Origin of the sequence: Citrobacter sp. Ce119, from assembly GCF_030334525.1 — a bacterium.
Lineage (GTDB): Bacteria > Pseudomonadota > Gammaproteobacteria > Enterobacterales > Enterobacteriaceae > Citrobacter > Citrobacter europaeus.
In genome coordinates this window covers 341,175-360,243 of sequence record NZ_JAOWDR010000045.1, presented here as the reverse complement: position 1 = coordinate 360,243, position 19,069 = coordinate 341,175, and the positions used below count along the sequence as shown (strand labels likewise).

Genomic DNA, 19,069 nt, shown 5'->3' with positions numbered 1-19,069 from the left:
ATCCGGCACTTCACGGCTCACTAATCAGAACCATGCTTCCCACATGGCGCCAAGGTTAAAGTCGTCCAACGTTTCGTCTGACGTGCCGTTCACCCGCGCGGTGCGATCGTTATCCACCTTGCCGCCAGTGACGTAGAAGCGCAGCATCGGGCGGAACTCCGGCCCCATAGCGATCGACATATTCTGCGACAGCGTCAGCTTCCAGCCGTGGTTATCCCCGCCGTTGTCATAATCAACCCGCTGATAGCCCGCTTCCAGCCAGGTGGAGTGAACGTCGTTCCAGAAGTACATTGGACGCACAATCGCGCCGTAGTTCTTACGGTTATCGCTCTTATCGGCGCTGTTGTCGTAATCATGGAACGCTAACAGGTATTCCACCTGCGCCTGGCGGGTAAACTTATGGCTTCCCTCGAAGCTGGCGTAAACCGTGGTCAGGTCGTCGGTTTTGTTATAGACGCTGTTGTCAGAGTTATCAGAATAACGGGCTATCACTTTATTCACGCCGCTGTCGTTGGTGTGGCTCAACACGAAGGCACCCTGCCAGGCTTTCAGGCGGTCATCGCTCTCGACGGCTTTGGAGTCAAAACCGTAGTTGGCGTAGATCTCCAGATCCAGCGGGCCCACTTTCATATTGTGAATTTTTGACGTCACCGCGTAGTTGCCTTTATCGCCGGTGCCGGAACCGCCGGTACAGGTAATACGCGATGGGTTAGCTTCGTCCTCCATCACTTCCGGGCTGCAAGATTCAACTGCGGCAACGGTGGCGACATCAAACTGTACACCGCCGATGTCGAAGTTCTTCACCCCAGCGCCCTGGCCGTCGTGGTTCATCCAGAAGTAGTCATTGATACCCTGTTGCGGACGCTGGTGGAAGTCACGGCCTGCCCAGATATAGGCGTTGGGATTGGATTCCAGGACGTTGGTGACGCCAGCGTAGGCTTTTTTCAGGTTAACTTCGTCGCCCCAGTGGTCGATCATCACGTTAATGTCCCAGATTGCGCCGTTGTCGCTTTTGAACGCTTTCGATAGCTGGAACTCGCCGCCGTTGCCTTCGTTACCTAAACGACCGATGGCGGAAGCACCGTTGTAGGAGCCATCGACGCCAACGTATTTCTGATCGCCGCTCTGGAAATGCGCGCCGTAACGTGCATAGCCGCTGAATTTCACACCGAACGGAATCGCCATATCCGGCGATTGCGCCGCGCTTTGCGGCTCGTTAATAACATCGGTTTTTTTCGCGACGGCAGCGTCCATTTTCGCCTGACGCTCCGCCAGCGCTTTATCGACTGCTTTGGCGACGATGGCATCGATTTGTTCTTGTGTGAATTCCTGTGCGAGGACAGAAATTGGGCACAGCGCGGCGACTACCGCCAGCGTGACTGGAAGTTTTTTTATCATGTTCATGGTTATCTCATCGACACTTTACCCTTCAGTTCGCGCGGAGCATTCTGAATAAGCGTGTGCATTAATTTATTTTAAGATAATAACCATCCCGTCTCGGTTGAATTTGCTATCACCAAAACAAGTTGATTTTTCTGTTTTAATAACGGGTACAGGACTGTTTTATTTAATCGTAATGCTTTCTCCGTTGTTGAATGTTTAATTAACGATTAACGCTGATACAGATGAATAATTTCTTCTGACAGTTCGCGGGCTAATAACGACGTCATTAAGTGGTCCTGCGCATGCACCATAATCAATGTCATTGGTTGCCGGGCTTCCCCGGCGTCCTGTTCAATCAATTTGGTTTGCATGTGATGAGCCTGACGGGCGTAGCCGTCAGCCTCACGAAGCAGGCTTTTCGCTTCGTCAAAGTTCCCGGCACGCGCGGCGTGCAGCGCTTCGAAGCACAGACTGCGGGACTGTCCGGCATTGACGATGATTTCCATTACTGCTTCTTCTAATGCAATCATGTTGTTCTCTTCCTAATCGAATCCGTTATTTTCGGCGGTGTGGGCAAACCATTCGCCGCTCTTTTTCACCGTACGTTTTTGCGTTTCTAAATCTAACTGGACAAAGCCGTAGCGGTTTTTATAGCCGTTGAGCCATGACCAGTTATCAATAAAGGTCCACATATGGTAGCCAAGACAATTACACCCTTCGCTAATTCCTTTATGTAGCCATTTGAGATGCTCAGCAACAAATTCAATACGGTAGCTGTCGTTGATTTGCTCTTGCTGAATAAAACGCTGCTCATTCTCGACTCCCATACCGTTTTCAGAAATAAAACAGCGCGGGTTACCATAATTATCACGTAGATTAGTAATAATATCGTAAATACCCGGCTCATAAATTTCCCAGCCACGGTAAGGATTCATTTTCCGACCCGGCATTTCGTAATAATCAAACAGCCACTCCGGCATAAACGGTGCATCCGGGTTGACGGCGCTATCACGGCATTTGACTCGACGCGGCTGATAGTAGTTGATGCCGAGCAGATCGATTTTGCCCTCGGCGATTAACTGGCGGTCGCCCGGCTGGCATGCCGGTAATTGATCGTACTCTTTCAGCAGTTCGACCAAATCTGCCGGATATTCACCCTTCAGCACCGGATCGAGGAAGCTGCGGTTAAACAGCAGATCCGCATAGTGTGCGGCTTTCACATCCGCCGGATTTTGTGAGCGTGGATAGGAAGGCGTTAAATTCAGCACCACGCCGATTTCACCGTCATGGTTTGCGCCACGATACGCCCGAACCGCCGTCGAATGCGCCAGTACGGTGTGATACGCCACGGTGGCTGCACGTTTGAAATCCACTACGTTAGGGTAATGGAAGTCATACAGATAGCCGCCTTCTACCGGGACAATTGGCTCGTTAAAGGTAAACCAGTGCTTAACCCGGTTGCCGAACAATGTAAAACAGGTCTGTGCGTAGCGGCCAAACGCCTCGACCACTTCACGGTTTTCCCAGCCGCCTTTCTCCTGCATCACCATCGGCATATCGAAGTGGAACAGGGTGATAAATGGCGTAATACCTTGTGCCAGCAGCTCGTCGATGATGTTGTTATAGAAATCGACAGCTTCAGGATTAACCTCGCCGGTACCGTCCGGGATCAGTCGCGACCAGCTCAGAGACGTACGGAAGCTGTTGTGTTTCAGCTGTTTGAGCAATGCGATGTCTTGTTTCCAGTGCTGATAAAAGGTCGAGGTAGTTGCCGGGCCAACCCCCTGATGGAAACGACCTGGCTGACGATCGAACCACACGTCCCACGTGGTCTGGCTTTTGCCGCCGTTCAGGCTATCCCCTTCGGTTTGCAGCGCTGAGCAGGCACTGCCCCACCAGAAGTTTTCAGGAAAACGGTATCTCATTGTTCTGACTCCTTGATTCATTATGAGTTGCTACGGGCAGCGTTCACCACGGAGACTGCATCCTGGGCTTTTTGCTCTTCGGTTTTCAGCAAAGAACGTTCGTAAGCACGCAGGAATGGCAGGTACATCAGCGCTGACATCGCCATACAGATAAAGCACATCACCACCGGGCTTAATGCCCAGTTCGCGGCCCAGGAAGCACCGATCGGCGCAGGCGTGGTCCACGGTGTCAGCGAAACCACTTGTGCCAGCCAGCCGAGTTTGGTGGCGCTATAGGCCAACACGGCGTTGACCAGTGGGACGCAGACAAACGGGATGAACAACATCGGGTTCATGATGATTGGCGCACCAAACAGAATAGGCTCATTGATATTAAAGAAACTAGGCACAATTCCCATTTTGCCGATAGTACGCAGATGGGCGATGCGACTGCGCAGAAGCAGGAATGCCAGCGGTAAAGTCGAACCAACGCCGCCAATCAGCAGGTAGTGATCCCAGAAACCTTGCAGATAGACGTGAGGCAGCGCCGCGCCCGCCGCCAGAGCGGCCTGGTTAGCGGACAGATTCGCCATCCAGAACGGGTTCATTATGCCGGTTACGATCAATGAGCCGTGGATGCCGGCAAACCAGAAAATCTGGCACAGCAGAACAGAAAGCAGAATAGCGGGCAGTGAGTCTGAAGCGGAAACCAGCGGCTCCAGCAGGTGCATAATCGCCTGCGGGATGATCATCCCGGTTTGTGCTTCGATAAACAGGTTCAACGGATGCAGGGTCGCAATCACCACCAGTACTGGAATGAGGATCTCGAAAGAACGCGCGACGCCGGTCGGTACTTCCTTCGGCAGGCGGATTGTCACGTTATTCTGCTTCAGCCATGCATACATGCGGGTGGAGTATATGGCGGTGATGAGCGCGGTAAAGATCCCCTGACCGGAAAGATACTGCGTCGAGATTTTACCTTCGGCATACGGCGCAGCAACCAGTAAAAACGCCATAAAGGCCAGCAGGCCAGACATCACCGGATCGAGGTTAAACTGACGGCCCAGACTGGCGCCAATGCCCACGGAGATAAAGAACGTCATAACACCCATGCTGAGGTTAAACGGCAGCATCAGCTGTTCACGATACGTTGCCGAGAAATCGAGCCAGCCCCGGGCAAAGCTGTTGGTGGTATCGGCAGAGAACGGCGGAAAAATAAACACCAGCATGAAGGAGCCGATGATCATAAACGGCAGCGCCGCCGTAAAACCGTCACGAATTGCAATCACATACTTCTGCTGCCCTAACTTGCCGGCGAGCGGGGTGATGGATTGTTCAATGACGGCAACCATTGACTGATATAACGAACTCATAGTGACACCCTTTTAGTGTGTCGCTTCAATCAGCGACAGAGCATAATCCAGCACTTTGTCACCGCGTTGCATACCGTAATCCATCATATCTATGGCTTTTACGGGTATACCCTGGGTGGCAGCCTTTTCGGAGAGCGTATTAAGCATGTACTTTACCTGGGGGCCGAGCAGTACCACCTGGTAATTTGGAAACTGAATGTCAAATTCGGAAACGCCGTAGGCCTCAATCTTCACGGGCAATCCGCGAGACTCTGCCTCCTCAATCATTTTACGAACCAGCAAGCTGGTGGACATCCCTGCCGAACAACACAACATAATCCTGAACATGGTGAACCATCCTTTAAATGTAAAAACTTATTGCGAGTCTGATTTGATATCATACGGAAACCGGTTTCCATTCATGGAAACCGGAATTGTGACAGCCATCAAGATCTTATTCTTATGAGGCTAATTATTTGGATTTAGCTCACGAAATTGGCTGTGGAAATCTCTTTTTGAGTCCAAATGGAAAATCGGTTTCCATGAAAAACGGAAACAGCTATACTGCGGATGGCGATTATTTGAGCCAATGTTAAATTCAGGATGGAAAGGGCCTGGCGGGTCCTGTCAGGGGAGAATGATGTCTACTATCAACGATGTATCGCGTTTGGCTGGCGTGTCAAAAGCCACTGTGTCACGCGTGTTGAGCGGTTCGCGTGGCGTAAAAGAGGCCAGCCGCATCGCTGTGCTGAAAGCGGTGGATGAACTCAATTATCGTCCGAACGTGATTGCGCAGTCGCTACTCAGCCAGTCTACCGGCTGTATTGGCGTGATATGCGCGCAGGACAACATCAATCAGACCACGGGTTATCTCTACGCGCTGGAAAAGCATCTAAGCCAGCATCAAAAGCACCTGCTGCTGCGTTTTGCCAATACCAAAGCGGAAGTCATGAGCGCTCTTGATGAATTAAGCTGCGGTTTGTGCGACGACGTCCTGATTATCGGCGCGCGTTTCCCGCTCAATATCAATCAGGAGAATGTCATTCTGGTGGATTGTCTGGATTCCGGCGATGACGTCAACAGCATTCAGTTCGATCATGAATTTGCCACCGAAACTGCCTGTAACTATTTGATAAGTCAGAATCGACGCCAGATTGCTTTAATTCATCCGGACGGAATGGGCTTCTCCGATCAGGTGCTGTTGGGCTATAAACACGCGCTGGAAAAAAACTTCCTGCCGTTTAACCGTAACCTGGTGTTTATGGCCGCCACGTCATCGTCAGTGGCCTTGCAGGAGCTGCTTAACAACGCGTCGACGCTAAATTTCAACGCGCTGCTGGTGGCGGATGAGCAGCAGGCACAGCGGGTTATCCCGCAGTTGCAGGCGTTTAATAAATCCGTTCCGCAAGACATTATGGTCTTTAGTCTGGCCGGAGCGCTGCATCTGCCGGGTATCCCAACTATCCCGGCGATTGAATATTCTATGGATGCCATGGCGGCGCGGATCGTCAGTTGGCTCAATGAGAAAACCCAAAGCGTGCTGGGTTCGTACGTGCTGCGTGGCGACTTAATTATTCCTCAGCGTTAACGCTGTCCCTCTGGCGTGGGGCTATTTCGCTTCACGCCTATAAATCTGGGCATTCAACTTTGCCAAGCGCTTCCCAGTAGTTGTTCTGATTGTTTCTTTGAATTGCCAGAATGGCTTCGCGGATGTGCTGTTGGTTACGCGTATCAGCCATAATCGTTTTTTCCCATACCTCATCAGATGGCGAGCCTTGCGGGGTGCAAATCTTACGTAAGTCCTTCAAAACGGTATTCTTTTCGTGTACAGCCTGCAGACTGCCATATGCCGAGTCGGCTTGCGCCAGACCGGGTAGCATGAAAAGGACGGCAATAATCGGAAAAATGACTCGTTTCATGATAATAATCCTTGTTGTCTATGCGCATCATCTCAAGAGTAAGTGTAGACGGCATACGACTCACTCATCACCCTGTGTTAATGTCTAAAAATAAATCAGCCAGAAGTTGTAGTTATTTCAGGAGGATAGGATGCAAATACAGATTACGGATACGATTACCGAAGACGATCAAAATGCCCTGCTTGCCGGGTTGCGCGCTTACAACCGCCAGTTTCTGAAAACCACCAATTTTGGCGACCTGGCGGTGTACTGGCGCGATGAGCGCAATGAAATTCTGGGCGGGTTGATCGGCAAAATCAAAGGCGAATGGCTGTGCATTGATTTTCTGTGGATGCATGATTCACTGCGTAAAGGCGGTTACGGCACAAAATTGATGCAGGCCGCAGAACAGACGGCGCGTGAGAGAGGATGCCTGCATGCGCTGGTGGATACCATGAGTTTCCAGGCGCTGCCGTTTTATCAGAAAAACGGCTATCAGCTGCAAATGACCCTCGATAACTTCCCGGAAACCGGTTCCGCGCGCCATTATTTGTCAAAAACGTTTTGATGACCGGAAGGTCTGGACGCCGCCTCACTTTCTTGCGCAGCAGAATAGTGTATGTTCTGAACAATCATTTATTTCTTAAGCGGTAAAGAGATGAGACGGATTGAGATAATACTGGGAGAGCTGGAACGGCTGACGCGAGGACTGAATCTTGTCCATCTGGCGCAGGAAAGGGCGTTCACGGCGGAGGCTATCGGCTTCAACCTCGGGCTGGCGCGCAACTCGGTCAGTAAAGATCTCAATCAGCTCTGGAACGACGGCCTGGCGATTAAAAGCCGCGGTCGCCCGGTATTCTTTCTGCATCGTCAGGCGATTGAAACGCTGCTGGGGCGCAAACTGGATGAGTCCGAGCGTGAAGTGCAAACCGTTGCCGACCTGTTGCCTGTTCAGGAAAACCAGGCGACAGACGATCCCTTTTCCGGCCTGATTGGTTACGATCGCAGCCTGCGCGATGCGGTGGAAAAAGGCCGCGCGGCGGTGCTGTATCCCCACGGGCTGCATGTTCTGCTAACCGGTCCCTCCGGCGTAGGTAAAACCTTTTTTGCCGAACTGATGCACCGTTTCGCCTGCGAACGTGCAGCGGGAACGCCTCCCCCGCTGGTCTATTTCAACTGCGCGGAATACGCGCATAACCCGGAGCTGCTCTCTTCACACCTGTTTGGTCATCGACAGGGGGCGTTTACCGGCGCAAACGAGAATAAACCCGGTCTGGTCGAACAGGCTGATGGCGGCTATCTCCTGCTCGATGAAGTGCATCGTCTGCCGTATGAAGGCCAGGAAAAGCTGTTCTCTATTCTCGACAAAGGCGAATACCGGCCGCTGGGTTCAAGCGCCGTGGCGCGTTCAATCTCGGTTCGCCTGATATGTGCGACCACCGAACCGGTAAGTTCGGCATTGCTGCGCACTTTCCAGCGACGTATTCAGGTATGTATCGATCTCCCTGGCATACGCCAGCGTTCGGTGGAAGAGCAGGTTGAACTGATCGTTGGCTTCTTACAGCGTGAGAGCCGCAAAATCGAGCGTACGATAAGCATCGACCGTACCCTGCTGCTCTGGCTGCTGAACAAGCCGCTGGAAGGCAATATTGGTCAGCTCAAGAGCGATATTCAGTTTCTCTGCGCCCAGGCCTGGGCTTCGGGAATGACGGAGCACAGCGATACGCTACAGCTGGATAAACGTCTGACCGAGATCCCCTTTAACGCCACGCCGGAGCAACGTCTGCTGGTTGGGGCGCTGTTCGAAGGCAAAGAGCACCTGAGCATCGATGCCCGCACGCTGCCGGCACTGAAAAATTCGCTGGCCACCGGAGCTGAAATTGAAGAGAGCGATCTCTTTTATAGCTTCCTGACCCGGGAATATATCAATCTGCGTAACAGTAACGTACCGCCAGCCGAAACGCTGGCAATCCTCAAAAACAAACTCAGCTCGATTTTTGAATATGGTCTCTATAGCCGCGACAGCGTGGCGCATCCCCCGCGCTATGGCGATCAGATTGAAGAGCGAGTCACGCTGCTGATCGGCTGTGTTGAGCAGGTGCTTGGCTTCACGCTGCCGGAAAATCTGGTTAACCCGTTACGCAAACACTTCCTGGCGCTGATTGGCTATGTGCAGCGCGGCCTTATTCCGCAACTTTATTCTTCCAGCCTGATCCTCGATCGCTGCAAAGATGAATACGAAAACGCTACGTTGTTATGCCGAAAAATCAATGAACTGCTGCATATTCAGTGTCCGGCGACGGAGGTGGTCTGGCTGTGCCTGTTCCTCAAAGAGTGTCGCCATTACCGCCAACGGATTGACGCCAGTCCGGACTGTGGGGTGATTTTGATTGCCCACGGCGCGACGACTGCCACAAGCCAGGCGCAGTACGTGAATCGCGTACTGGAGCGCGAGGTGTTCAGCGCTATCGATATGCCTTTCGAGCAGTCGGTGCATGACACGCTGGAAGCCCTGACGCAGATGATCCAGACCCGGCAATATCGCCGATTAATCCTGATGGTGGATATTGGCTCGCTGGTCCATTTTGGCAGTACGATCAGCAAATTATTCCAGATAGATGTTCTGCTGATGCCCAATATTACGCTCACCAGCCTGCTGGAGATTGGGCTGGATTTAAGCTACGAAACCAGCGACTTGCCGCAGTTGGCGGCGTTGATGCAGAGCAAAAATATTCCCTGTCAGCTCTGTACGCCGCAGCAGGAAAACAGCGGTAAAGTGCTGGTTATCTCCTGCATTACCGGGATGGGAACAGCAGAAAAAATCAAAAAGGTGCTGGAAGAGAGCTTCGGCGAGCTGATGTCGCAGGATACGCGGATGGTGATCCTCGATTACAACGAAGTTCGCAGCCTGGAGCGCGTTCAGCAGGCGATTAACGCCAGTGAACGTCTGGCGGGAATCGTGGGTACTTTCCAGCCGGGACTGCCGGATATTCCGTTTATCTCGCTCGAGGAGCTGTTCTCTGAGCAAGGCCCTGAACTGGTGCTCAGCCTGCTGACGCCCGATCTCTCCAGCAGCGAACGCCGTCTGGAGATGGAGCGCAGCGCGATGCGCTTTATCAGCGCGTTGACCATGGAGAGCATCATTAACCATATTTCGGTGCTCAACCCGCAGCGTATTCTGAAAGAGATGGAAGGCGTGCTGAATCATCTGACCACCACGCTTTCGCTCAAACCGAGCCGTCAGGTGACACTGCGCTTCCTGATCCACTGCTGCTGTATGGTCGAGCGTATCGTGATTAACCGCAAACCGTTACAGATGGCGCTGGAGAACAAGCCGGATCTGGATGTTCGTGCGTTTAGTGTCATTAAATCTGCTTTCCTGCCGATCGAAGAGGCCTATGCCATTCGCTTATCGGACGCGGAATATTTTTATATCTACGAACTGCTGTATAGCTAATCCCAAGACTTGCGGGGCTTTGCGCCCCGTCGGCATCCATAACTCCCCCGCGTGACACAAATTCTGGCACAGCCTTTGCTCTGTTTACCTATGTCTATGTAATCGAGCCAGGAGGCCATTTTGACTACCACTGAATCCTTGCCCCAGATCCTGCTGCTGACCCATGGCGGCTGGGGGCAACAGCTTTGCAACAGCCTGCGCATGGTGATGGGCGAAATCAAAGGCGTGACGGAAATTGCGCTGATGCCCGTTGATACGCTCGGCGAATTTTATCAGCGCGTCGAAGCCGTAGTGAAAGCTATGCCGGAAGGCTCACTGATCCTGACCGATTTTATTGGCGGAACCACCTCTAACGTGGCGGCACGGCTGAGCGCCGATTACCCGGTGGCAGTGATTTCTGGGCTCAACGCCTCGTTGTTACTGGAGGCGCTCGACAAACGCGAGCATGGCCAACTGACCACCTGCGTGGCCGATCTGGTCGAGGCCGGGCGTAGCAGCTGCCTGGACGTTGTTGCCCACGTACGTCAATTACAACAATCACAATAAGGAATAAACATCATGGCAAACATCGTTTTATGTCGTATCGATAGCCGTCTGATTCATGGACAAGTGGTGACCAAATGGGTTGGGCAATCTCAGGCAAACCGGATTGCGGTGGTCAGCGATGAGCTGGATGCCGATCCGTTTATGAAAAATATCTACCTGATGGCCGCGCCGCCGAACATCAAAGTGGATTGTTTCAGTAACCAAAGTTTTGCGGCAGCCTGGAAAGAAAACCAGCTTGGTGACGGCAAAGTGCTGGTGCTGTTCCCTTCTCTGGCGGCGGTTCAGGAAGCGGTCCAGTTGGGGTTTGACGTCACTACCATTCAGGTCGGTGGACTGGGCGGTGGGCCAAACCGCAAAGCGGTATTCCAGAACATTACGCTGGATGAAAAAGACGTCGGCATTCTGAGCGACCTGAAAAATCGTGGGATTCAGGTGTTCTTCCAGACTATCCCGGAAGATAAGCCTCAGTCGCTGGACGATATCCTGAAAAAATTCTAATTCTTTGATAACAGGGTACTTAATTATGGATACTTTAGTCTTTGCAAGCCTGATGGGGTTGTATTACTGGTTTGCCCGATTACGCCTTGGCTACACCTTCTCAGCCATGCTGCTACAACCCGTCGTGATTGCCGTATTCGTTGGCCTGCTGTTAGGCAACATGGAAACGGCGATGATCATCGGCGCAGGTATGCAGCTGGTTTATCTCGGCGTGACCTCCACGCCGGGCGGCAACGTCCCGTCGGATCCGGCGCTGGCTGCCTGTATTTCAATTCCTATCGCCGTGAAGGCCGGAATGGACCCGAACCTGGCTATCGCACTGGCGATCCCGTTCGGCGTCATCGGCGTGTTTCTCGACCAGCTGCGCCGCACGTTAAATGCGGCGTGGGTGCATATGGCCGACAAGCATGCGGAAACGGCAAATATGGCGGGCATTATGCGCTGTGCGTTCCTCTACCCGGCGTTGCTTGGGCTGGTGCTGCGTTTCCCGGTGGTCTTCGCCGCTAACTATTTTGGTCAGGACGTGGTGGAAAGCTTCCTGAAGCTGATGCCGCACTGGCTCACCCACTCCTTTGAAATTATGGGCGGCATTCTGCCGGCGCTGGGCTTCGCCATCACCATTATGGTGATCGGTAAAAAGAGTCTGCTGCCGTGGTTTATCGGCGGATTCTTTGCGGTGCTGTACCTGAAGGTGGACATCATGGCGATGGCAATCTTTGGCACCTGCGTGGCCTTCCTGATTAAAGGTCTGGCGAAAAATGAAGGAGCAGCATGATGAGCAGCGACGTTATGCAGCATGAACTGGTGGAGCGCGCGCGCGAAAGCGGCACGCTGACTAAAGCAGACATCACCAAAGCCTGGTTTATCTACTGGCTGGGTGCGGAAGTTTCCAGCTCCTATGAACGATTGCAGAGCCTGATTTTCTGCGCCTCAATGACGCCGATCATCAAAAAACTCTACCCGCAAAAAGAGGAGCAGGTTGAAGCGCTGAAACGCCATTTGAACTTCTTCAACTCGGAGCAGACGTTCGGGGCGGTGATTCAGGGGATCTCCATTGCGATGGAGGAACAGAAAACCCGCGGCGAGCCGATCAGCGATGCCTCCATCACCGGGATTAAAACCGGACTGATGGGACCGCTGGCCGGGATGGGGGACTCCATCATCTGGGCCGCCGTGATGCCGCTGTTAATTGCTATATTCATCCCGTTCGCCGCCAATGGCAGCGCGATGGGCGGGATTGTGCCGTTAATTCTCTATCCTGCTATTACGCTGGCAATCAGCTATGGCATGGTTCACAAAGGCTATACGCTGGGACGTGACTCGATAATTGGCCTGCTGCAGGGAGGGCGAATAAAGGAGCTTATTTACGGCGCGAACGTGCTGGGCTTGATCATGATGGGGGCGCTTTCTGCTAGCTACGTCAAGATCACCACGCCGTTAAAACTCAGTGCCCTGAAAGGTTCTGAAGTGGTGGTTCAGCAAATCCTCGACTCTATTGCCCCCGGTCTGTTACCGCTGGCGGCGGTGTTCGCCATTTACTTCTACCTGGTGAAGAAAGGGCCGCGTTATACCACGATTTTGCTGTCGATTGTCGCGCTCAGCGTGGTCTGTTCGCTGCTGGGAGTGCTGTAAGCCATGACGCAAAATATCTATCAACAGTTGGGGCTAAAACAGGTCATTAACGCCTGCGGCAAAATGACGATTTTGGGCGTTTCCAGCGTGGCCCCGGAAGTGATGCAGGCCACCGCGCGGGCAGCTTCGGCTTTTGTTGAAATCGATCGGCTGGTGGACAGAACCGGAGAACTGGTTTCCCGCTACACCGGCGCTGAAGACAGCTATGTCACCTCCTGTGCGTCGGCGGGTATTGCCATCGCTGTTGCCGCTGCCATTACCCGCGGTGACCAGGCAAGAGTCACGCTGATGCCGGACAGTGCAGGTATGGCTAATGAAGTGGTTATGCTGCGCGGACATAACGTTGACTATGGTGCGCCCATCACCAGCGCCATCCGCCTGGGCGGCGGGCGGGTGGTGGAGGTTGGCTCGAGTAATCTGGCGGCCCGCTGGCAACTGGAGAGCGCGATTACCGACAACACCGCCGCGCTTCTGTACGTGAAATCGCACCACTGTGTGCAGAAAGGCATGTTGAGCATTGCGGATTTTGTGCAGGTCGCGCAGGTTCACAACCTGCCGCTAATTGTCGATGCCGCCGCCGAGGAGGATTTACACGCCTGGGTGGCGAGCGGTGCAGATATGGTGGTCTACAGCGGGGCAAAAGCTTTTAACGCGCCGACCTCCGGATTTATCACCGGGAAGAAACAGTGGATTGCCGCGTGTAAAGCGCAGCACCACGGGATTGCCCGGGCGATGAAAATCGGCAAAGAGAATATGGTTGGGCTGGTGTATGCCCTGGAAAACTACCATCAGGAACAAACCGTGGTCACCGCTGAAGAGCTTCGCCCCGTGGCGCAGGCGATTTCAGCGATTCGCGGACTGGATGCGGATATCGAGCAGGATGAGGCCGGACGCGCCATCTGGCGGATACGTATTCGGGTGAATGCGCAGGTGCTGGGAATGGATGCTTACGCCGTAGAAGCGCAACTTCGCGGGGGTGAAATCGCGATTTACGCTCGTCGTTACAACCTTCATCAAGGCGTTTTTAGTCTTGACCCGCGTACGGTCGCTGAAGGAGAAATGGCGCTGATCGTGGCGCGATTAAAGGAGATTGCAGACCATGCAGCAGATTAATTTTTATCGGAATAAAGTGGCCATTAACGTACTGGCGAAGGATATCGCTAATGCCCGGGAAATCTATGAAGCTGCCGAAGGCCACGCGGTGATCGGTATTCTTTCGGCGCAGTTTTCCTCGGTTGAAGAAGGGATCAAAGAAGTAAAACGTTGGATGACCGATGTGCCATCAATTTCCGTGGGGTTGGGCGCGGGCGATCCGGCGCAGTATTACAAAGCGGCGATGATTGCCTCACGGGTCCATCCGGCACACGTCAACCAGACCTTCACCGGTTGTGGGTTTGCGGCAGGGGCGCTGGCGGCCACGGGCGGTGAACAGACCCATATCAACGCGTTAGTCAGTCCCACAGGCACGCCGGGGGAAGTGTTGATCTCGACCGGCGTCAGCAGCAGCCAGGGAACGCCAGCCCGCGTTTCCTGCGATGCAGCGGTACGTATGATGCTCGATTCCGGCGCTCACGCGGCGAAATTCTTCCCGATGGGCGGTGAGCGGTCGCTGCCTGAGCTGTACGCACTGGCGACGACTGCAGCACGAAACGGCATGACGCTGATTGAACCGACCGGCGGGATCGATCTCGAAAACTTCGGCGTTATCCTGCAATCCTGCCTGGAAGCGGGAGTACCGCGCGTCATGCCGCATGTTTACAGCTCGATTATCGACCCACAGACTGGCAATACCCGGCCTGCAGACGTCGTCAGGTTGATGGAGATAGTGAAAGAGATGGTGTGATGTTGTTATCGCCGGATGGCACTTCGCTTATCCGGCCTACAGATAACCTCATGTCACCAGCCCGGTCAGCGTAAGCGCTACCGGGCATTTTTGTCCATATGTCTGCTTTATGCTTTTTTCTTCTTGCTGATGCTTTTTCGTTTTTTAAACCGCAGCGGCCTTCCCGCTATAGTCATTTCATTACTCATCAGGCGGTTATTGCAAAAGGATAAAACGTGAAACTGAAGATACCTTATTTCGGGGCCGGAGCGGTGGTATTACTGGCGGGATTATTGCTGGCAGGATGCGATCAGCAGAACAATGATGCAAAGCATATCAAAGTGGGCGTGATTAACGGCGCAGAACAGGATGTGGCGGAAGTCGCGAAGAAAGTCGCTAAAGAAAAATATGGCCTGGAGGTGGAGCTGGTGGGGTTTAGCGGCTCTCTGCTGCCCAACGATGCCACTAACCATGGTGAGCTGGATGCTAACGTCTTCCAGCATCGTCCGTTCCTTGAACAAGATAATAAAGCGCACGGCTATAAGCTGGTCGCGGTGGGTAATACCTTTGTGTTCCCGATGGCTGGATATTCGAAGAAAATCAAAAGCGTTGCTGAGCTAAAAGACGGTGCGACGATTGCGATACCTAACGACCCAACCAACCTTGGGCGGGCGCTGTTGCTGCTGCAAAAAGAGAAGTTAATCACTCTGAAAGCGGCTACTGGCCTGCTGCCAACGGCGCTGGATATTACTGATAATCCGCGGCATCTGAATATTATGGAACTGGAAGGCGCACAGTTACCGCGCGTGCTGGACGATCAAAAAGTGGATGTGGCGATTATCAGTACCACCTACATCCAGCAAACCGGGCTTTCCCCGGTACATGACAGCGTATTTATTGAAGATAAAAACTCACCGTACGTGAACATTCTGGTGGCGCGGGAAGACAATAAAGATGCCGAGAATGTAAAAGAATTCCTGCAATCTTATCAGTCACCGGAAGTGGCGAAGGCGGCAGAAACTATCTTTAACGGCGGCGCGGTTCCGGGCTGGTAATCATGACCCGTTGCCGCGCTGGTTGAGGTTAAACCGCTCTGGCGCGGCGACGTGAGTCCATTGAGATAAGTATTACCGAAGAGAGGATCAAAAGCGTGCCCAGCCAGTCTGGCAGGGTAAAGGTAATGCCTAACAGCAGCAGGGACAGCAACGCGCTGCTCAACGGTTCAGCGCAGCTTAAAATGCTCGCTTTCGGTCCACCAATCATCTGCGCGCCTTTCAGGTACAGGCTAAACGTGAGCGATGTGCCAATAACCACCAAATAGAAAAACGCCAGAATCAAACTGCCATTCACCACGAAATTAGTGCCTTGCCCGGCATAAAACGGCAGCAGGATCATCCCGCCGATCAACATACTCCAGCCGACGACCGGCAGTGTGCCGTAGCGCGCGATGAGCGTTGAAGGGTAGGTAGTATAAAACGCGGCGGCAAACGCCGAGGCAATTCCCCAGAACAGCGCGGCAGGTGAGATTGATAGCGACGTCGGGTTACCGTGGGTGACCAGTAAGAAGGTGCCGATAAGCGAGGTGAAGATTGCGGTCAGCACTAAAATCCCCGGTCGCGCTTTGCGCACCACGGAGAACCACGCCACGATAATGGTCGGTGACAAAAATTGCAGCACCGTCGCGGTGGCGGCGTTGGATTTTTCGATGGTCAGCAGAAAAGTTAGCTGGACGGTAAGCGCCCCGACTACGGAGAAAATCAGCAGGCTGATAGCATCTTTGCGGTTTTTAATTATGGAGAACACTTTGTCGCCGTGAACGAAAGAGAGCATCAGCAGAATGAGCCCGGCGAATATCAGGCGCGTCATGGTCAGAAACTGCGACGACATCTGACTTTGCTCCATGATGTACTGCGCGCAAACGCCTGAACTTCCCCATAATACGGCGGCAATCAGGACATTCATCATCCCTCTTCTGGTGGAACTCATCTTTTCCTCGGCATGTTGTTTTGTTTTATTTGTGTGCAGGCATCATAGCAGAGATAGCGAAGCGAGGGAGGCATGGCTGACAACGCCCCCCACTCGGCAGGGGGCTGGCGATAATATCAAGGTGCAATCGGCGTCAGATAATCCAGCCGTAGTGGTTCGGCCAGCAGATCGTTCATTTGCAGAATGAACGTCTGGAAATGCGGCAAAGCGATATGTTCGTCCAGACCGGCCTGGCCGCGCCAGGATTCGCGTACGTAGAACACATCCGGCGTGTCGCGTAGCTGGAACAGGGCATATTCAATATTGCCTGGCTCCCGGCGCGTGGGCAGCAGCAGGGCCTGCAGCGCCTGTTTCAGTGCGTCGATTTTCCCCGGTCTGGCTTTCAGTACCGCAATAATTGAAATTACTTCTGAATCAGACATATTAAAACCCCTCCAGCACAATCTTGCCGACCGAGCGACCGGTTTCAATTTGCGTGTGGGCTTTTTGCAGATTCGCTGCGGTGATCGCGCCAAAATGCTCGCCCAGCGTAGTGCGGAGGATATTGTCGTCGATCAACCGCGCCACGCGGGTCAATAGCTGATGCTGCGCAATGATGTCATGGGTGGTAAACATTGAACGGGTGAACATAAACTCCCAGTGCAGCGAAATGCTTTTGGCCTTCAGCGGACGCGCATCGAGGGATTGCGGATCGTCAATCAGCGCCAGTTTGCCCTGCGGCGCCAGGGCGGCAATAATTTGCGAATAGTGCTGCTCGGTATTGTTCAGGCTGGCAACGTGCGTCACCTCTTTAATACCTATCCGTGTCAGCTCTTCCGTCAGCGGTTTGCTGTGGTCAATTACATGATGAGCGCCCGCTTCACGTACCCATTTTTGACTCTGTGGACGTGATGCCGTACCGATGACGGTCATTTTGGTCAACTTACTGGCCAGTTGCGTCAGGATAGAACCGACGCCGCCAGCCGCGCCAACAATCAATAACACATCATTTTCATTGTCGTTTTCCGCAATCCCCAGACGGTCAAACAGCATTTCCCAGGCCGTGATGGCGGTTAGCGGCAGCGCCGCCGCAGAAGCATTATCGAGTGATTGCGGCTTCAGCGCGGTAATACGTTCATCAACCAACTGAAATTCACTGTTACTGCCAGCGCGACCCAGCGCACCGGCGTACCAGACTTCATCGCCAGGTGCGAACAGAGTGACCGCTTCACCCACGGACTTCACCACGCCAACAGCGTCCCACCCCAGCACGCGCGGCACATCAGCGTTAAAACCTTCGCGGACCTTGGTATCAACGGGGTTGACGGAAATGGCTTTCACTTCAACCAGCAGATCGTGCCCGGTGGCGACTGGCATGGGCAGGTCAATCTCTTGTAAAAATTCAATGTTATTGCCGTCGGTCGCGGCGCGGGTAATAGCGATGGCTTTCATAATCTCTCCGGTCACAGGAATCTTTTATACCCGTCATACTTCAAGCTGCATGTGCGTTGGCTGCGCTCGCTCACTCCAGTCACATAGTTTGCTATGCTCCTGGAGATTCACTCCCTTGCCGCCTTCATGCAACTCGAATTATTTAGGGTATATCTTTTGAATAATGTGATGGTAAACCGGTAGCAGAACGGGAAAAATAGCCGTACGGCGACAGGACTTATACTCGGGGAGTGAAAATGTTCCGGCTTGAAGATCTCACGTTGTTTGTCCGCGCCGCGGCGCTGAATAGTTTTAGCGATGCCGCGCGTGAAGTCGGGGTTCAGCCTGCCCAGGTCAGTTCTGCTATCAAGCGCCTGGAGTCTACGTTGGCTATTCGCTTGTTCGCCCGCTCCACGCGCAGCCTGCGCCTGACGCCGGAGGGCGAGGTCTGGCTGCCCTATGCTCGCCAGATGCTGGACGTGATGCATGCCGGGCTGCAAAAAATTCAGACCCCGGAAGATGAAGTGTCAGGCACGCTGCAAATCGCCGTGCCTTCCGATCTCGGTCGTAACCTGCTGCTGCCCGTCTTTCAGTCGTTTCGACGCCGCTATCCCGCGCTGCGCCTGCGGATTTTTTTCTCTGACCAGGTGACGGATGTCTTTAAAGATCCCGTCGATGTTGCGTTTCGCTATGGCAACATTGAAGACGCGTCTTACATTGCACTGCCCGTTGCACCGGGTAATCGACGCGTGCTGGTGGCATCACCGCAATGGGTTAAGCAAAACGGCGCGCCGCAAACCCCGGACGATTTAACTCAGCTCAACGCCATGACCTTCGTATTACGCGGCCGCCTGCACGATCGCTGGACGTTTACGCGTAACGGCGAGGTCAGCAGTGTACAGGTTAACGGCACCATTATGAGCGACGATGCGGAAGTTATTCGACGGCTGGCGATTGCCGGAGAAGGCGTGGCGTACAAGTCGTGGCTGGATGTCAGCGAGGATGTGCGTGACGGTCGATTACAACTGCTGATGCCGGATTATCAGGGGGAGAAAGTCCCGCTGAATATGATTTGCCCGCATCGGAAGCAGCTTTCGACGGCGGTCCGTCTGCTGCACGACGCGGTGAAGGCGCGGTGTGAAATGCTGGCGCAAAGCTAATATGCGCTTGCGCCAGAATAT

General features: G+C 53.4%; 20 protein-coding genes. 11 read left to right on the top strand and 9 right to left on the bottom strand.

Going from position 1 to position 19,069, the window contains the following annotated elements:
* Positions 1 to 24: 24 nt before the first annotated feature.
* From OGV80_RS08255 to OGV80_RS08235, 5 genes are all read right to left on the bottom strand, one after another.
* Entirely contained in the window at positions 25 to 1,404 is a 1,380-nt protein-coding gene (locus OGV80_RS08255) for a carbohydrate porin (RefSeq protein ID WP_043018779.1), read from the bottom strand.
* Positions 1,405 to 1,610: 206 nt separating this feature from the next.
* On the bottom strand, positions 1,611 to 1,913 hold the full coding sequence (locus tag OGV80_RS08250; protein ID WP_012908063.1) for a PTS lactose/cellobiose transporter subunit IIA: 303 nt from the start codon (positions 1,911 to 1,913) through the stop codon (positions 1,611 to 1,613).
* A gap of 12 nt (positions 1,914 to 1,925) precedes the next feature.
* Positions 1,926 to 3,308, bottom strand: a complete 1,383-nt coding sequence (gene gmuD, locus OGV80_RS08245) for a 6-phospho-beta-glucosidase GmuD (protein ID WP_043018778.1) — start codon at positions 3,306 to 3,308, stop codon at positions 1,926 to 1,928.
* A gap of 20 nt (positions 3,309 to 3,328) precedes the next feature.
* Positions 3,329 to 4,660, bottom strand: a complete 1,332-nt coding sequence (locus OGV80_RS08240) for a PTS sugar transporter subunit IIC (RefSeq protein WP_286514485.1) — start codon at positions 4,658 to 4,660, stop codon at positions 3,329 to 3,331.
* Positions 4,661 to 4,672: 12 nt separating this feature from the next.
* Positions 4,673 to 4,987, bottom strand: a complete 315-nt coding sequence (locus OGV80_RS08235; protein WP_043018776.1) for a PTS sugar transporter subunit IIB — start codon at positions 4,985 to 4,987, stop codon at positions 4,673 to 4,675.
* Between the two features lie 292 nt (positions 4,988 to 5,279).
* On the opposite strand from OGV80_RS08235, the gene OGV80_RS08230 reads away from it, so the two are divergent.
* Positions 5,280 to 6,227: a LacI family DNA-binding transcriptional regulator gene (locus tag OGV80_RS08230; protein ID WP_043018775.1), complete on the top strand. Its 948-nt coding sequence runs from the start codon at positions 5,280 to 5,282 to the stop codon at positions 6,225 to 6,227.
* A 37-nt stretch (positions 6,228 to 6,264) separates the two neighbouring features.
* On the opposite strand, the gene OGV80_RS08225 is transcribed toward OGV80_RS08230, so the two are convergent.
* Entirely contained in the window at positions 6,265 to 6,558 is a 294-nt protein-coding gene (locus OGV80_RS08225) for a YicS family protein (protein ID WP_199995062.1), read from the bottom strand.
* A 130-nt stretch (positions 6,559 to 6,688) separates the two neighbouring features.
* On the opposite strand from OGV80_RS08225, the gene OGV80_RS08220 reads away from it, so the two are divergent.
* From OGV80_RS08220 to nlpA, 9 genes are all read left to right on the top strand, one after another.
* Entirely contained in the window at positions 6,689 to 7,105 is a 417-nt protein-coding gene (locus tag OGV80_RS08220; RefSeq protein ID WP_043018773.1) for a GNAT family N-acetyltransferase, read from the top strand.
* A gap of 90 nt (positions 7,106 to 7,195) precedes the next feature.
* The gene (gene dagR / locus OGV80_RS08215; RefSeq protein ID WP_286514478.1) at positions 7,196 to 9,994 is read left to right on the top strand and encodes a transcriptional regulator DagR; all 2,799 of its coding nucleotides are present in this window, start codon (positions 7,196 to 7,198) and stop codon (positions 9,992 to 9,994) included.
* 120 nt (positions 9,995 to 10,114) lie between these two features.
* On the top strand, positions 10,115 to 10,540 hold the full coding sequence (locus OGV80_RS08210; protein ID WP_043018771.1) for a PTS sugar transporter subunit IIA: 426 nt from the start codon (positions 10,115 to 10,117) through the stop codon (positions 10,538 to 10,540).
* Between the two features lie 12 nt (positions 10,541 to 10,552).
* Positions 10,553 to 11,038, top strand: coding sequence for a PTS sugar transporter subunit IIB (locus OGV80_RS08205; RefSeq protein WP_043018770.1), 486 nt, complete (start codon positions 10,553 to 10,555; stop codon positions 11,036 to 11,038).
* A 25-nt stretch (positions 11,039 to 11,063) separates the two neighbouring features.
* Positions 11,064 to 11,813, top strand: coding sequence for a PTS mannose/fructose/sorbose/N-acetylgalactosamine transporter subunit IIC (locus tag OGV80_RS08200; RefSeq protein ID WP_003023960.1), 750 nt, complete (start codon positions 11,064 to 11,066; stop codon positions 11,811 to 11,813).
* A complete protein-coding gene (locus tag OGV80_RS08195; RefSeq protein WP_005121522.1) occupies positions 11,810 to 12,670 on the top strand; it encodes a PTS system mannose/fructose/sorbose family transporter subunit IID in 861 nt (286 codons plus the stop codon). The genes OGV80_RS08200 and OGV80_RS08195 overlap by 4 nt, the downstream gene beginning before the upstream one ends.
* Positions 12,671 to 12,673: 3 nt before the next feature.
* A complete protein-coding gene (gene dgaE / locus OGV80_RS08190; protein ID WP_047407770.1) occupies positions 12,674 to 13,783 on the top strand; it encodes a D-glucosaminate-6-phosphate ammonia lyase in 1,110 nt (369 codons plus the stop codon).
* Positions 13,770 to 14,513, top strand: a complete 744-nt coding sequence (gene dagF / locus OGV80_RS08185; RefSeq protein ID WP_087050738.1) for a 2-dehydro-3-deoxy-phosphogluconate aldolase — start codon at positions 13,770 to 13,772, stop codon at positions 14,511 to 14,513. The genes dgaE and dagF overlap by 14 nt, the downstream gene beginning before the upstream one ends.
* A gap of 215 nt (positions 14,514 to 14,728) precedes the next feature.
* Complete coding sequence (gene nlpA / locus OGV80_RS08180; protein WP_286514472.1) at positions 14,729 to 15,547, top strand: lipoprotein NlpA; 819 nt, start codon at positions 14,729 to 14,731, stop codon at positions 15,545 to 15,547.
* A gap of 28 nt (positions 15,548 to 15,575) precedes the next feature.
* Here nlpA and OGV80_RS08175 read toward each other — a convergent pair whose 3' ends face one another.
* The 3 genes from OGV80_RS08175 to OGV80_RS08165 form a co-directional block, all read right to left on the bottom strand.
* Complete coding sequence (locus tag OGV80_RS08175; protein ID WP_003827166.1) at positions 15,576 to 16,478, bottom strand: carboxylate/amino acid/amine transporter; 903 nt, start codon at positions 16,476 to 16,478, stop codon at positions 15,576 to 15,578.
* A gap of 116 nt (positions 16,479 to 16,594) precedes the next feature.
* Positions 16,595 to 16,900 carry a putative quinol monooxygenase gene (locus tag OGV80_RS08170; protein ID WP_213731869.1) on the bottom strand — a complete coding sequence of 102 codons (306 nt, stop codon included), beginning with the start codon at positions 16,898 to 16,900 and terminating at the stop codon, positions 16,595 to 16,597.
* A gap of 1 nt (position 16,901) precedes the next feature.
* Positions 16,902 to 17,909: a zinc-binding alcohol dehydrogenase family protein gene (locus OGV80_RS08165; RefSeq protein ID WP_075145462.1), complete on the bottom strand. Its 1,008-nt coding sequence runs from the start codon at positions 17,907 to 17,909 to the stop codon at positions 16,902 to 16,904.
* Between the two features lie 236 nt (positions 17,910 to 18,145).
* Here OGV80_RS08165 and OGV80_RS08160 point away from each other — a divergent pair, with 236 nt between their 5' ends.
* Positions 18,146 to 19,048: a LysR family transcriptional regulator gene (locus tag OGV80_RS08160; RefSeq protein WP_043018764.1), complete on the top strand. Its 903-nt coding sequence runs from the start codon at positions 18,146 to 18,148 to the stop codon at positions 19,046 to 19,048.
* The last annotated feature ends 21 nt before the right edge of the window (positions 19,049 to 19,069 follow it).

Excerpts from the sequence above, each read along its gene's own strand:
- OGV80_RS08165 (WP_075145462.1), bottom strand. The coding sequence starts at position 17,909 with ATGAAAGCCATCGCTATTACCCGCGCCGCGACCGACGGCAATAACATT.
- OGV80_RS08200 (WP_003023960.1), top strand. The coding sequence starts at position 11,064 with ATGGATACTTTAGTCTTTGCAAGCCTGATGGGGTTGTATTACTGGTTT.
- dagF (WP_087050738.1), top strand. The coding sequence starts at position 13,770 with ATGCAGCAGATTAATTTTTATCGGAATAAAGTGGCCATTAACGTACTG.
- OGV80_RS08195 (WP_005121522.1), top strand. The coding sequence starts at position 11,810 with ATGATGAGCAGCGACGTTATGCAGCATGAACTGGTGGAGCGCGCGCGC.
- OGV80_RS08170 (WP_213731869.1), bottom strand. The coding sequence starts at position 16,900 with ATGTCTGATTCAGAAGTAATTTCAATTATTGCGGTACTGAAAGCCAGA.
- OGV80_RS08225 (WP_199995062.1), bottom strand. The coding sequence starts at position 6,558 with ATGAAACGAGTCATTTTTCCGATTATTGCCGTCCTTTTCATGCTACCC.
- gmuD (WP_043018778.1), bottom strand. The coding sequence starts at position 3,308 with ATGAGATACCGTTTTCCTGAAAACTTCTGGTGGGGCAGTGCCTGCTCA.
- OGV80_RS08220 (WP_043018773.1), top strand. The coding sequence starts at position 6,689 with ATGCAAATACAGATTACGGATACGATTACCGAAGACGATCAAAATGCC.
- OGV80_RS08230 (WP_043018775.1), top strand. The coding sequence starts at position 5,280 with ATGTCTACTATCAACGATGTATCGCGTTTGGCTGGCGTGTCAAAAGCC.
- OGV80_RS08240 (WP_286514485.1), bottom strand. The coding sequence starts at position 4,660 with ATGAGTTCGTTATATCAGTCAATGGTTGCCGTCATTGAACAATCCATC.
- OGV80_RS08175 (WP_003827166.1), bottom strand. The coding sequence starts at position 16,478 with ATGAGTTCCACCAGAAGAGGGATGATGAATGTCCTGATTGCCGCCGTA.
- OGV80_RS08250 (WP_012908063.1), bottom strand. The coding sequence starts at position 1,913 with ATGATTGCATTAGAAGAAGCAGTAATGGAAATCATCGTCAATGCCGGA.
- OGV80_RS08205 (WP_043018770.1), top strand. The coding sequence starts at position 10,553 with ATGGCAAACATCGTTTTATGTCGTATCGATAGCCGTCTGATTCATGGA.
- OGV80_RS08235 (WP_043018776.1), bottom strand. The coding sequence starts at position 4,987 with ATGTTCAGGATTATGTTGTGTTGTTCGGCAGGGATGTCCACCAGCTTG.
- OGV80_RS08255 (WP_043018779.1), bottom strand. The coding sequence starts at position 1,404 with ATGAACATGATAAAAAAACTTCCAGTCACGCTGGCGGTAGTCGCCGCG.
- OGV80_RS08160 (WP_043018764.1), top strand. The coding sequence starts at position 18,146 with ATGTTCCGGCTTGAAGATCTCACGTTGTTTGTCCGCGCCGCGGCGCTG.
- dagR (WP_286514478.1), top strand. The coding sequence starts at position 7,196 with ATGAGACGGATTGAGATAATACTGGGAGAGCTGGAACGGCTGACGCGA.
- dgaE (WP_047407770.1), top strand. The coding sequence starts at position 12,674 with ATGACGCAAAATATCTATCAACAGTTGGGGCTAAAACAGGTCATTAAC.